The organism is Telluria sp. ZB4P37, from assembly GCF_059685855.1.
In genome coordinates, this window is the sequence record NZ_JCASID010000008.1 from 14,320 (window position 1) to 28,002 (window position 13,683).

The 13,683-nt window shown below is 66.3% G+C and carries 9 protein-coding genes; 8 read left to right on the top strand and 1 reads right to left on the bottom strand.

All coding sequences use genetic code 11. The annotated features are described in order from the left end of the window. The first annotated feature begins 3 nt into the window (after positions 1–3). The 6 genes from AC56K1_RS14005 to AC56K1_RS14030 all read left to right on the top strand — a co-directional run bounded on the left by AC56K1_RS14005 (position 4) and on the right by AC56K1_RS14030 (position 7,347). Positions 4–2,037, top strand: a complete 2,034-nt coding sequence (locus AC56K1_RS14005; protein WP_497158446.1) for a lytic transglycosylase domain-containing protein — start codon at positions 4–6, stop codon at positions 2,035–2,037. A gap of 10 nt (positions 2,038–2,047) precedes the next feature. Further along, positions 2,048–3,010 (top strand): complex I NDUFA9 subunit family protein, encoded by a 963-nt coding sequence (locus tag AC56K1_RS14010; protein WP_497158447.1) that lies wholly within the window; start codon positions 2,048–2,050, stop codon positions 3,008–3,010. Between the two features lie 43 nt (positions 3,011–3,053). Continuing rightward, positions 3,054–3,773: a glutathione S-transferase family protein gene (locus tag AC56K1_RS14015; protein WP_497158448.1), complete on the top strand. Its 720-nt coding sequence runs from the start codon at positions 3,054–3,056 to the stop codon at positions 3,771–3,773. A 2-nt stretch (positions 3,774–3,775) separates the two neighbouring features. Then, entirely contained in the window at positions 3,776–5,014 is a 1,239-nt protein-coding gene (locus tag AC56K1_RS14020) for a multifunctional CCA addition/repair protein (protein WP_497158449.1), read from the top strand. A gap of 76 nt (positions 5,015–5,090) precedes the next feature. After that, the gene (locus tag AC56K1_RS14025) at positions 5,091–6,623 is read left to right on the top strand and encodes a diguanylate cyclase (RefSeq protein WP_497158450.1); all 1,533 of its coding nucleotides are present in this window, start codon (positions 5,091–5,093) and stop codon (positions 6,621–6,623) included. A 73-nt stretch (positions 6,624–6,696) separates the two neighbouring features. Then, the gene (locus AC56K1_RS14030) at positions 6,697–7,347 is read left to right on the top strand and encodes a GNAT family N-acetyltransferase (RefSeq protein WP_497158451.1); all 651 of its coding nucleotides are present in this window, start codon (positions 6,697–6,699) and stop codon (positions 7,345–7,347) included. A 209-nt stretch (positions 7,348–7,556) separates the two neighbouring features. Here AC56K1_RS14030 and AC56K1_RS14035 read toward each other — a convergent pair whose 3' ends face one another. Beyond that, entirely contained in the window at positions 7,557–8,072 is a 516-nt protein-coding gene (locus AC56K1_RS14035; protein WP_489875153.1) for an Lrp/AsnC family transcriptional regulator, read from the bottom strand. A 212-nt stretch (positions 8,073–8,284) separates the two neighbouring features. Here AC56K1_RS14035 and AC56K1_RS14040 point away from each other — a divergent pair, with 212 nt between their 5' ends. Beyond that, on the top strand, positions 8,285–11,839 hold the full coding sequence (locus AC56K1_RS14040; RefSeq protein WP_497158452.1) for an indolepyruvate ferredoxin oxidoreductase family protein: 3,555 nt from the start codon (positions 8,285–8,287) through the stop codon (positions 11,837–11,839). Between the two features lie 171 nt (positions 11,840–12,010). Beyond that, positions 12,011–13,591 (top strand): S41 family peptidase, encoded by a 1,581-nt coding sequence (locus tag AC56K1_RS14045; RefSeq protein ID WP_497158453.1) that lies wholly within the window; start codon positions 12,011–12,013, stop codon positions 13,589–13,591. Positions 13,592–13,683: the final 92 nt, after the last annotated feature.

A 13,683-nucleotide genomic window follows, 5' to 3' on the forward strand; every position in this document is an offset into this window, starting at 1 on the left:
TGGATGTTTCAATCGAGATTGACAGCCGGCTCCTTGCCGGCAGCCCTTGTCCTTGTCCTTGTGCTTGCTTCGTGGACGTTTCCTTTCGGCATAGTCCACGCCCAGGGCGCGCCGAGCGCGCAAACTGTTTCCCCGGTGCCCGCGGGCGCGCCCGCCGTCCCCGGCGCGGACAACGGCGCGGTTGATAACCGTGCCGACGACGACACCTTCCTGCTGCTGCGCGAAGCGGCACGCCAGAACGATGCGGCGCGTACCAATGCGCTGGCCTCGCGCCTGCCGAACTACCTGCTCGCTTCCTACGTCGACTATTATCGTCTGAAACCCCGGCTGCGCGACGCCACGGCCGAGGAAATCCGCGAGGTGCTGCGCCGCCACGAGGGCAGTGCCGTCGCCGATCGCCTGCGCAGCGACTGGCTGCTCGAATTGGGCCGGCGCCGCGATTGGGCCGGCTTCGAGCGCGAGGCGGGCCAACTGGCCGCCGGGGGCGAGCTGCAGATCCGCTGCTATGCCCTGTTGGCGCGCGCCGGCCGCGGCGAACAGGTAGGAGTGGAAGCGCGCGCGCTGCTGCTCAACCCGGACAACTACGGCGAAGGCTGCGCCGCCCTGATCGCCCAGCTGGTCCAAAGCGGCCAGTTCACCGAGGAAGACTTGCTGTGGCAGTTGCGCATTGCCGGCGAAGCCGACGCCACCGGGCCGGCGCGCCGCACAGCAAGTCTGCTCGGCGCCTCCGACACCCGCGCCGCCCAGGCGGTGGACGTGCCGGCGGTGGCCATGGCGCGCGGCATCGGCACCACCCGTGCCGAGCGGACGATCTACCTGGTGGCGCTTGGCCGCATGGCGCGCACCAGCCTGAAACTGGCCACCGTGGCCCTGGACAAGAACAGCGCGAACCTGAGCCCTGAAGAACGCGCGATCGGCTGGGCCGGCATCGCGCACGCCGCCTCGATCGTGCTCTCGCCCGACGCCGCCCTCTACTGGCAGCGCGCCAATGGGGTGCCTCTCACCAGCGAGCAATTGCAGTGGAAGACCCGCATTGCCCTGCGCCGCGGCGACTGGAAGACCGTGCGCGCCACCATCGAGGCGATGCCGGCCTGGCTGCGCGCCGACGGCGCCTGGGTCTACTGGCTGGGCCGCGCCGACAAGCATGAAGGCAAGATGGTGGAAGCGAACGCCCTGTTCGAGCGGATCGCGGTTCCCCACCATTTCTATGGCCAGCTCGCCATGGAAGAGCTCGGCCGCCAGGTTGCGGCGCCGCCGCCGGTCCAGCCGGTCAGTGTGGATGAACTGGCCCAGGCCGGCGCCAACCCGAGCCTGCAGCGCGCCCTGAAGTTCTACGCTTTGCGCCTGCGCGCGGAAGGCAACCGCGAGTGGAACTGGGCGCTGCGCAGCATGTCTGAACGTCAGTTGCTGGCCGCCGGCGAACTCGCTCGCCGCAACAACCTGCTCGACCGCATGGTCGAGACCTCGTTGCGCACGCGTACCGAACTCGACTATGCACAGCGTTTCCCGGCGCCGCACCTGGACGTCCTGCACCCGACCGCGCAGGGCCTGGGCCTCGATAAAGCCTGGGTCTATGGCCTGATCCGCCAGGAATCGCGCTTCATCCTTGACGCGCGCTCCGGCGTTGGCGCCTCGGGCCTGATGCAAGTGATGCCCACCACCGGTAAATGGGTGGCAAGCAAAATTGGAATGGATAACTTTGTACACGGCATGCTCAACGACCTGCGCACCAATATCACGCTCGGCGCCAATTACATGAACATGGTGCTGACCAATTTCGAGGGCAACCAGATCCTCGCCACGGCCGCCTACAATGCCGGGCCTTCGCGCGCACGCGCCTGGCGCGGCCTGTTGGAGTCGCCGATGGAAGGGGCGGTGTTCGTCGAAAGCATCCCCTTCGCGGAGACCCGCGGCTATGTGCGCAACGTGATGGCCAATGCCACCAACTACGCCGCCGTGTTCGAGCAAAAACCGCAGTCCCTCAAGGCGCGCCTGGGCTACGTACAACCGAGAGAGCGCGCATCCATTCTCCCCTGAAGGAACGACCATGCGCGACCTGAACGTGGTGGTGTTCGGCGCCACCGGCTTCATCGGCGGACATCTGCTGGCGCGCCTGGCCGAAGACAGCGTCAACATGCTGGTGCCCACGCGCCACTACGAAAGCGCCAAGCACCTCACCACCTTGCCCTACCTCGACCTGGAAGTGGCCGACATCCACGACGACGCGACCCTGCGCCGCCTGCTCAAGGGGCGCGACGCCGCGATCAACCTGGTCGGCGTGCTGCACGGCGGCACTGGGGTGCCCTATGGGCCGGGTTTCCGCCGGCTGCACGTCGACCTGCCGCGCCGCATCGCCGCCGCCTGCGCGGACGTCGGCGTGCCGCGCTACCTCCACATGAGCGCCCTGGGCGCGAACAGCGCCGGGCCCTCGATGTACCAGCGTTCCAAAGGCGACGGCGAGCTGGCCGCGCGCAGCCAGCCGCAGGTCGCGGCCACCATCTTCCGGCCCTCGGTCGTGTTCGGCCCGGGCGACCATTTCCTGACCATGTTCGCGGCGCTCCAGCGCTATCTGCCGCTGGTGCCGCTGGCCGGCAGCGGCGCGCGCTTCCAGCCGGTCTACGTGGGCGACGTCGCCGCCGCCTTTTCTCTCTGCTTGAGCGACCCGCACACGCGCGGCGCCACCATCGAGCTGGGCGGTCCCCAGGTCTATACCCTGGCCGAACTGGTGCGGCTGAGCGGGCGCTTCGCCGGCCACGAGCGCCACGTGCTGGGCTTGCCCGACTGGGCGGCGCGCGCGCAGGCGCGGCTCTTCGAGCTGCTGCCGGGCGACCCGGTCATCAGCCGCGACAACCTCGATTCGATGAAAACCGATAATGTGGTCGGAAAGCAAGCTGGAGTCTTGACAGCCGAGGCGCTGGGAATCAAGCTCACATCGATCGAGGCCGCCGCGCCGCACTACCTGGCCAAAGGCAAGGGCCTCGACGATTACCGGACGCGTGCCGGCCGCTGATGCCCGGCCACCGTTTTCAACAACGCCTCGACCACAGGAAACCATGCAGACCATCGAACTCGACCCGACCCTGTCCACTACCCTCGACCAGGCGCGCCAGCCGGGCCTGACCCTCGTCATCGGCAACAAGAACGTATCGTCGTGGTCGATGCGGCCCTGGGTTGCAGCCGTCGCATTCGGGATCCCGTTCACCGAAGTGCGCGTCCTGCTCGACAAGCCCGACACCTCCGCCAACATCGCGCGCTATTCGCACGCGGGCCGGGTGCCGGTGCTGCTGGCCGGCGAGATCACGATCTGGGACAGCCTGGCGATCGTCGAATACCTGGCCGAGCAGTTCCAGGAAAAGCACATGTGGCCGCAGGACGTCGCCGCGCGTGCCATGGCGCGCTCGGTCGTGGCCGAGATGCACTCGGGCTTCGGCGAGCTGCGCAACGCCATGACGATGAACATCCAGGCGCGCCTGCCGGGCCGCGGCCGCACCCCGGGCGCCCAGGCCGACATCGGCCGCATCTGCGAGATCTGGGAAGACTGCCTGTCGCGCTTCGGCCACCACCGCTTCCTGTTCGGCGAATTCTCGATCGCCGATGCCTTCTATGCACCGGTGGTGTGCCGCTTCCAGACCTATGGCGTGGCGCTGGCGCCGGCCCTGCAGGCCTATTGCGAGCGCGTGCTGGCCCACCCGGCCGTGGCGCGCTGGGTAGACGAGGCCATGAGGGAAAGCGATGCGACCCCACAGCACGACCTGGACCTGCCGCAGGAGTGACGATGCGCAGTTATGTCGTCGGCGGCGCCGTGCGCGACGAGCTGCTCGGGCGGAAGGTACAAGACCGCGACCACGTGGTGGTCGGCGCCACGCCTGAAGACATGCTGGCCCAGGGCTTCCGCCCGGTCGGCAAGGATTTCCCTGTCTTCCTGCATCCGCAAACGCACGAGGAATACGCGCTGGCCCGCACCGAGCGCAAGACCGCCCCCGGCTACCACGGCTTCGTATTTCACACCGCGCCCGAGGTCACGCTCGAAGAAGACCTGGTGCGGCGCGACCTGACCATCAATGCGATGGCGCGCGCGGACGATGGCAGCATCTTCGATCCGCATGACGGGCAGGGCGACCTGGAAAAGCGCATCTTCCGCCACGTGTCCGGCGCCTTTGCCGAAGACCCGGTGCGCATCCTGCGCCTGGCGCGCTTTGCCGCGCGCTTCCCGGATTTTACGGTGCACGCTTCCACCAATACGCTGATGCGCGCCATGGTCGCCGCCGGCGAAGTCGACGCCCTGGTGGCGGAACGGGTCTGGCAGGAACTCGCCCGCGGCCTGATGGAAGAACGGCCGTCGCGCATGTTCGACGTGCTGCGCGACTGCGGCGCCCTGGCGCGCATCCTGCCCGAACTCGATGTCCTGTGGGGCGTGCCGCAGCCCCCAGGGCCCCACCCGGAAGTCGACACCGGCGTGCACGTCATGCTGGTGGTGGACTATGCCGCGAAGCAGGGCTATCCGCTGGAAGTGCGCTTCGCGGCCTTGATGCACGACCTGGGCAAGGGACTCACGCCCCCAAGGCAATGGCCGTCCCACCACGGCCACGAAGGCGAGGGCTTGAGGCTGCTGGAGGCGGTGTGCAAGCGCCTGAAGGTGCCCAACGAATGCCGCGACCTGGCCCTGATGACGGCGCGCGAGCACGGCAACGTCAGCCGCGCGCTGGAGCTGCGCGCCAACACCATCGTCACCCTGTTCGAGCGCTGCGACGCCTTCCGCAAACCAGGGCGCTTCGCCCAGATGCTGCTGGCGTCCGAGTGCGATGCGCGCGGCCGCGGCCACGCGGATCATCCGATCCGCCACCGGGACTATCCGCAGCGGCCACGCCTGGAACAGGCGCTCCACGACGCGCGCGCGGTGAATGCCGGCGAGGTCGCGGCGCGCTTTGCCGACGACCGCGCGAAGATCCCCGAGGCCGTGCATGCGGCCCGGGTGTCGGCGGTCAAGGCCGCACTGCGCGACAGCCGGGACTGAGCGCCACTGAGGTGCGCGACTGATCCGCAAGCTTGCGTTATCCTCTTGGCATAACACCTGAAGTAACGGAGGAATAATGGTTGCCGTGCTGGCGCAGCGCGTAGCGAGCTTGAGCCTGCGTCGTCGCCTGCAAGTCGCCGGCGTGGCGGTGCTGGTGCTGGCCATGCTGCTTGCCTTCCTGTATATCCGGTCCGAAACGACCGATCCCGAGATCCGCAACGACGTCATGCTCAACCTGCGCGAGCTGGAAAAGCTCGACGCCGAATGGGATGCCAACATCCTGCGCTCCCACATCGGCCGTGCTCAGGCGGCCGCGCAGCTCACCACCGGACTGCCGCGCATGCGCGACCTGCTGGCGCGCCTGGCCGAAGCGGTGTCGCAGGCGGCCAGTCCCGCAGTCAACGATGCCTATACCCAGTTGCGCGACGCGGTCCAGCGCAAGGAACTGCTGGCCGGCCAGTTCGCTCGCCACAACCCGCCCCTGCGCGAGGCCCTGCTGTTCCTGCCGCCGGCCGTGGCCGACCTCAAGACCGAGTTGGGCGGGATCGAAGGCGCGCTGGTGCCGGCCCAGATCGTGGTGCGGCTCGACGCCTCGCTCAATACCCTGCTGACCGAGACCCTGCGCTACAACGGCGCCCCGTCGCCTGCACTGGCTGCGCGCATCGAGGCGACCCTCGGCGACATCGCGACGCAGCAGGTCGCCTTCTCGCCGGCGATCGTCGAGAAGATGAATGCCCTGATCAAGGCCGCGCGCACCATCCTGGAAAAGCGCCCGCTCGAGAACCGCCTGGAAGCGCAGATCGCCGCTACCGGCACCGGCGCCGCGCTAGACCGACTGGGACGCGAGTTCGACCGTTCCTTCGACACCGTGCTGCTCGAGCGCGAGCGCTACCGCAGCTTCCTGTTCGTGTATTCGAGCATGCTGCTCCTGCTGCTGGTGTATGCGGCGGTGCGGCTGCGGCGCAGCTACCGCATCATCGGCGAGGTCAACCACCGGCTGCAGGCAGCCAACGAGAACCTCGAGCACCGCGTGGCCGAGCGCACCGCTGAACTCGAGACGCAGTCCAAGCAGCTCGAACGGCTGGCCCAGCACGACAGCCTGACCGGCCTGATCAATTACCGGCAGCTGACCCGCCTGCTGGAGCGGGCGCTGGCGCGCGCCAACCGGCGCGATTCGGTGGTGGTCATCATGTTCATCGACCTCGATGGCTTCAAGGCGGTCAACGACACCTGGGGCCATGCCACCGGCGACCTGGTGCTGCAGATGGTGGCGCGCCGCGTCGAGCAGAAGCTGCGCGCCGAAGATGCGCTGGCGCGGCTTGGCGGCGACGAATTCGTCATCATGCTCGAAGAAGTCACCTCGCGCGAAGGCGCGCTGCGCGTGGCCCAGCTGGCGCTCGACGAGATCCGCTCGGTGACCGAGGCCGACGGCCATCCGGTGACGATCTCGGCGTCCATCGGCATTTCCAGCGCCAGAGGCCACGCCGGGTCGGCGCGCGGCTCGGCAGCGCTGCTGGCCGAAGCCGACAAGGCCATGTACGAGGCCAAGAGCTCGGGCAAGGGCATCTTCATCGTCAGCCCGGCGGCGCAATGGAGGACGCCGGGCTAGGGGTGCGTCCCGGCATGCAACGACAGAATCCGCTACAATCGCGGTATTGTTGCACTGCACAAAAGGACTCATCATGCTGGACAATCCGTTGGGCCGCTGGCTGTGCGGCCTCAAGGGCAAGCCCGGCCGGCCAACCGTGCTCGTCAAGGAACTGGGCGAGCGCGACCGCCGCCGCATCCTGCGCCATTTCCTCGCGCTCGACCCGAACGACCGCCTGCTGCGCTTCGGCAGCATGATCCCGGACGAGGCGATCGCCGCCTATGTCGACAAGCTCGACTTCAAGCGCGACATCGTGTTCGGGGTGGTCAACCGGGTGTTCCAGCTGGTCGGCGTCGGCCACCTGGCGTTTGCCAAGGCCGATGGCGCCAGGCGCACGACCAAGGAAAAGGTGGCGGAACTGGGGGTATCGGTGTCGAAATCGGCACGCGGCCAGGGCGTCGGCTCGCGCCTGTTCGACCGCGCCGCGATCCACTGCCGCAATTCGGACGTGGACACCCTGTACATGCAATGCCTGTCCTCGAACCAGACCATGATGCATATCGCCCGCAAGGCGGGCATGCAGATCAAGCGCGAGTTCGGCGAGGCGGATGCCTATTTGCAGATCCCGCCGGCCAGCCCGGGCAGCGTGATGGCCGAGGCGATCGAGGAGCAGTGGGCGGTGATCGATTACAACTTCAAGGCGAATGCGAGGGCGGCGGCGAAGTGGCTGGAGGCGAAGAAGTAGTGTTGGAATAGCTGCAACTTCAATCAAGGTCATTCCCGCGAAGGCGGGAACCTGATTTCGTCGCGTGACGTTGGGGTTTGCTTGCACCCGGGGTTTTACAGGAAATTGAATCCCGGCCTACGCCGGGATGACGGCCCTGAGGGTAGGGGTGAAGGGAAACGTTAGCTGGACGCTACCAAATGCGGCCGGCTTGCCCCCACACCATCACCTCACCCCACCACCGGCAACGCCGTCGTTTCCTTAATCCTCTGCAAGGCAAAACTCGACTTCACATCCAGCACCGCCGGATGCTTCAGCAAGGTCCCCATCATGAAGCGCGAGAAGTGGTCCATGTCCTCGACGTGCACCCGCAGCAGGAAATCCATCTCCCCCGTCATCGCATAGCAGGCCACCACTTCCGGCCAGGTCCCGACCGACACCGCGAAATCATTGCGCGGCGAGGTCGCCGGCAGCCCCGGCGTGCCGCGTGCGCCGCCTGCCACTTCGCTGTGCTTTTCCAGCCGCACGTTCACATAGGCCAGCAGTCCGAGGCCGATCTTGTCGGGGTCGACCAGCGCCACGTACTGGCGGATCACGCCGGCCTCTTCCAGGCGTTTGATACGGCGCAGGCAGGGGGAGGGCGACAGGTTGACGCGCTCGGCCACGTCCTGGTTGGACAGGCGCCCGTCCGTCTGCAGGACCGCCAGGATTTTGCGGTCGGTCTTGTCGAGCTCGATTTTTGACATGATTTCCTCGGTGAATTCGCGAACCCGGCAATTTTATTGCGCAAATCATCTGGCGGGGTGAATTGTTTGGAATTTAATGCCGGAAGGGCAGGACTATACTGTGCGCCATACGGGAGGAGGCTGGTCCAGCCCAGCCGCGCGTGCCATGACGACCACCAAGAGTCCACTGCATGCGTCTTGAAGCCCCTAGCGAAAAAATACGGAGACACCGCATGAACGCACCCATCGACCGCGCCAATTTTGCGCAGCCTCAGCACGACATCACCCTTGACGACAAGTGGACGCTCGAGCGCGGCCGTGCCTTCATGACGGGTACCCAGGCCCTGATCCGCCTGCCGATGCTGCAGCGCGAGCGCGACCTGAAAGCCGGCCTGAATACCGCCGGCTACATTACCGGCTACCGCGGTTCGCCGGTCACCTCCGTCGACCAGACCGCGATGAAGGCGAAGAAGCACCTCGACGCCCACCACGTCAAGTTCCACCCGGGCATGAACGAAGACCTGGCGGCGACCGCCGTCTGGGGTACCCAGCAGACCAATTTGTACAAGGACGCGCTGTACGACGGCGTGTTTGCCATGTGGTACGGCAAGGGCCCGGGCGTGGACCGTTGCGGCGACGTTTTTAAACACGGCAACAATGCCGGCTCCGCCAAGCATGGCGGCGTGCTGGTGCTTGCCGGCGACGACCATGCGGCGAAATCGTCCTCCACCGCGCACCAGTCCGACCACATCCTGACCCACTGCGGCATCCCGGTACTGTATCCGTCGTCGGTGCAGGAATACATCGACTACGGCCTGCACGCCTGGGCCATGAGCCGCTACACCGGCCTGTGGGTGTCGATGAAATGCGTGACCGACATCATCGAATCGGGCGCCGTGGTCGACCTCGATCCGGACCGCGTCCAGATCCAGCTCCCGACCGACTTCGAACTGCCGCAGGGCGGCCTGAACATCCGCTGGCCTGACGCCGTGCTGGACCAGGAAGTCCGCATGAGCAACTTCAAGTGGTATGCCGCGCTGGCCTACGCCCGTGCGAACAAGCTCAACAAGATCATCTGGGACAGCCCGCAGCCGAAGATCGGCATCATTACCGCCGGCAAGAGCTATGTCGACACGCGCCAGGCGCTGGCCGACCTCGGCATCGACGAGCAGGCGGCACGCGACATCGGCCTGCGCCTGTACAAGGTCGGCATGACCTGGCCGCTCGAATCCGAAGGCGTGCACGAATTCGCGCGCGGCCTGGACGAGATCCTGGTGGTCGAGGAAAAGCGTCAGGTGATGGAATACGCGCTGAAGGAAGCCCTGTACAACCTGCCGGATGCCCAGCGCCCGCGCGTGGTCGGCAAGTTCGACGACACCGGCGAGTGGAGCAATAAAGATCGCATGGGCCACGGCGACTGGCTGCTGCCGGCCACCTACGAGCTGAACCCGGCCCAGATCGCCCGCGCCATCGCCTCGCGCATCTCGCACTACTGCGCCGGCCACCCGGTCGAGCAGCGCGTGAAGGAACGTATCGCCTTCCTGGAAGCCAAGGAACTGGTGCTGCGCAACATCCCGGCCAAGGCCAATCCGGAAACCGACCGCATCCCTTACTTCTGCTCCGGCTGCCCGCACAACAGCTCGACCAAGGTGCCGGAAGGCTCGCGCGCCATGGCAGGCATCGGCTGCCACTACATGGTGCTGTGGATGGACCGCGAGACCTCCACCTTCACCCATATGGGCGCCGAAGGCACGACCTGGATCGGCCAGTCGCCGTTCACGAGTGAAAAACACGTGTTCGTCAACCTCGGTGACGGCACCTATTTCCACTCGGGCATCCTGGCGATCCGCGCGGCCGTGGCCGCGAAGGTCAACATCACCTACAAGATCCTGTACAACGACGCGGTCGCGATGACCGGCGGCCAGAACGTCGACGGCCCGCTCGATCCGGGCATGATCACGCGCCAGATTGCCGCCGAAGGCGTGGGCCCGATCATCGTCGTCACCGACGAGCCGGAAAAATACCCGGACGATTACGCCTGGGCGGAAGGCGTCACCGTGCGCCACCGTTCGGAACTGATGGACGTCCAGCGCGAGCTGCGCGAACTGCCGGGCGTAACCGCCGTCATCTACGACCAGACCTGTGCGTCGGAAAAGCGCCGCCGCCGGAAAAAAGGCGAGTTCCCCGACCCGGCCAAGCGCGCCGTGATCAACGAGGCGGTCTGCGAAGGCTGCGGCGACTGCTCGGTGCAGTCGAACTGCCTGTCGGTCGAGCCGCTGGAAACGGAACTGGGCCGCAAGCGCCAGATCAACCAGTCTTCGTGCAACAAGGATTTCTCCTGCGTGTCGGGCTTTTGCCCGAGCTTCGTGACCGTCGAAGGCGGTGGCCTGAAGAAGCCGAAGAAGGCGGCCAGCAGCGAAGCCGCACCGCCTGTGCTGCCTGAACCACTGGTCCCATCGATCAGCGCGCCGTTCGGCATCCTGGTCGCCGGCGTCGGCGGCACCGGCGTGGTCACCGTCGGCCAGATCCTGGCCGTGGCAGCCCACGTCGAAGGCAAGGGCGCGATCGTGCTCGACCAGAGCGGCCTGGCCCAGAAGGGCGGTCCGGTGATGTCGCATGTGCGCCTGGCGCAGAACCAGTCCGACCTGCACTCGACCCGCGTCGGCACCGGCAGCGCCGACCTCGTGATCGGTTGCGACCAGATCGTCGCCGCCAGCCGCGATGCGCTCAGCCGCATGGGCGAAGGCCGTACCTGGGCCGCCGTCAACGCCACCACCTCCACCACCGCCGCATTCGTCAAGAACCCGGACTGGCAGTTCCCGGGCGAAGGCTCGCGGGGTGCGATTCAGATGGCCTGCGGCGCGCAAAACGTGGACTTCGTCGACGCCGGCCAGATCGCCACCGCCCTGATGGGCGACTCGATCGCGACCAATATGTTCATGCTGGGCTACGCGTTCCAGAAGGGCCGTGTGCCGCTGCTGGAATCCTCGCTGATGAAGGCGATCGAACTCAATGGCGTATCGGTGCCGTTCAACAAAGCCGCCTTCAACTGGGGCCGCACCGCCGCGCACGACCTGGCCTCGGTCAAGAAGCTGACCACCCCGGCCCAGGTGATCGAGTTCAAGCGCACCGAGAGCCTGGACGACATCGTCAACCGCCGGGTCGAGCTGCTCACCGCCTACCAGAACGCCGCCTACGCCGCGCAGTACAAGGCCTTCGTGGACCAGGTGCGCGCCGAGGAAGCCAGGCTTGGCAAGGGGACGCGCATGGCCGAAGCCGTGGCGCGCTACTTCTACAAGCTGATGGCCTACAAGGACGAATACGAAGTCGCCCGCCTGCATACTGATCCAGCCTTCAAGGAAAAGATCGCCAACATGTTCGAAGGCGACATCAAGATCAAGTACCACCTGGCGCCGCCGCTGCTGGCCAGGCATGACAAGCAAGGCCGCGCAATCAAGCAGGAATTCGGTTCGTGGATGATGGGGGCCTTCGGCGTGCTGGCCAAGCTCAAGGGCCTGCGCGGCACCCCGTTCGACATCTTCGGTTATACCGCCGAGCGCCGCACCGAGCGTGCGCTGATCGGGGAATACCGCAAGACCGTCGAAGCGCTGCTGCCCAAGCTCACCGCCGATAACCTGTCGCAGGCGGTGGCGATTGCCAGCATCCCGGAAGACATCCGCGGCTATGGCCACGTGAAGGAGCGCCATCTGGTGACGGCCAAGCAGAAGGAAGCGGCGCTGCTGGCTGCCTTCCACCTGCCTGCCGGCGCCGCTCCGCGCGCAGCTTGAGGACGCTTTGATGACAGCTTGATACGGCCGGCCCGCCCGGTCGTATCAAGCTGTCATTCTCCTTAGCATTTCTTGTTGTTCCACAGCCCCGACTGTTACAGTTGGTTGCACTCCGCCCGGGCAGCCGCGTCTATAATCAGGCGCATGACATCGCCATCCGCCCCTGGTCGCGTGACGACCGCACCCCGCCTGATTGCTTCCCTGTTCGCTGCAAGCGTCGTCCTCGCCGGTTGCGGTGGCGGCGGTGGCTCGCCTGGTGTCGGCATCCGTCCCGACCAGTCGTCCCAGCAGCCGCCCCCGACCACGACCCCGGTGACGCCGCCGGCGCCGACGCCCGGCGGGCAGACCGCGGCCGACATCGATGCAAGCACGCTGGGCGACGCCTTCCAATACTGGAACAAATGCGCCGCCCCGCGCACCGGCCTGGATTTCCAGGGCAAGGCTTTCCCTGACAAGCAGGGCACGCTGCTCGACGAGCTGAAGTTCCTGCGCGCCTGGACCCACCGTTTCTATCTCTGGTACAACGAAGTCCCGAACACCTACAAGATGGCGGACTTCAGCAATGCCATCGATTATTTCAACGTGCTCAAGACCCCGGCCCTGACCGAGTCGGGCGCGGCCAAGGACCGTTATCACTTCACCTACGCCACCGAGGAGTGGGAGAAGATGACAACGGCGGGCCTGGACCTGGGCTATGGCCTTACCTTCAAGCGCAATACCGGCGCCAACATCCCGCGTACCTGGCTGGTCACGCTGGTCGAGCCGGGTTCGCCGGGCGCTGCCGCCGGCCTGCAGCGGGGCGACATGCTGACCAAGGTGGACGGGATCGATTTCGTCAACGCGGGTGATCCCGACCTGGTGCGGCGCATTAACGAAGGCCTGTTCCCGACAGCGGCAGGCACGCCGCACAATTTCAGCTTCCAGCGTGGCGGGATCACGTTCGATGTCACGATGACGGCCGCCGAGGTGAGCGTCCAGCCTGTGAAGAACGTGAAGGTGCTCGACACCCCGACCGGCAAGGTCGGCTACCTCAGTTTCGAGACCTTCAACGCGGTGTCGGAGCGCCAGCTGGTCGATGCCTTCACCACCCTCAAGGCTTCGGCCGTGACCGACCTGGTGCTCGATTTGCGCTACAACGGCGGCGGCCTGCTGTACGTCGCGAGCGAATTGTCGTACATGATCGCCGGGCCGGATGCGACCCGCGGCAAGGTCTTCGAGCGCCAGCAGTTCAATGACAAGACGGCGCCGCAGGATCCGATTCCCTTCCTGTCCACCGCCTACGGCTTCAGTTCGCCCAACCCGGTGCGTTCGGGCACGGCGCTGCCCACCCTGGGCTTGAGGCGTGTCACCATCCTGACCACCTCGGGCAGCTGCTCGGCCAGCGAATCGGTAATCAACGGCCTGCGCGGCGCCGACATCGAGGTGAACCTGATCGGCGGCCAGACCTGCGGCAAGCCGTATGGCTTCACGCCGCTCCCGAACTGCGGCACGACCTATTTCTCGATCGAGTTCAAGGGCGTGAACAACAAGGGCGTTGGCGATTACGCAGACGGCCTGGCGCCGACCTGCCAGGTGGCCGACGACCTCTCGCGTCCGGTCGGCGACCCTGCCGAAGGCCTGCTGGCCGCCGCACTGGCCTACCGCCAGACCGGCACCTGCCCGACCTCGAGCAGCCGCGCCCGGAATGTGCCGATGGAGATCGTGCGTCCGCAGGTGAAGGAAATCTCGATCTATACCAAGCCGCGCCAGTAATTTTTGCAGTCCTGGTAACCGGCCCGGCCAGCGCAAGCTGCCGGGCCGATTTCATTCTGGAAACGGGTCTATAATCTTCAGCTTTGTCACTT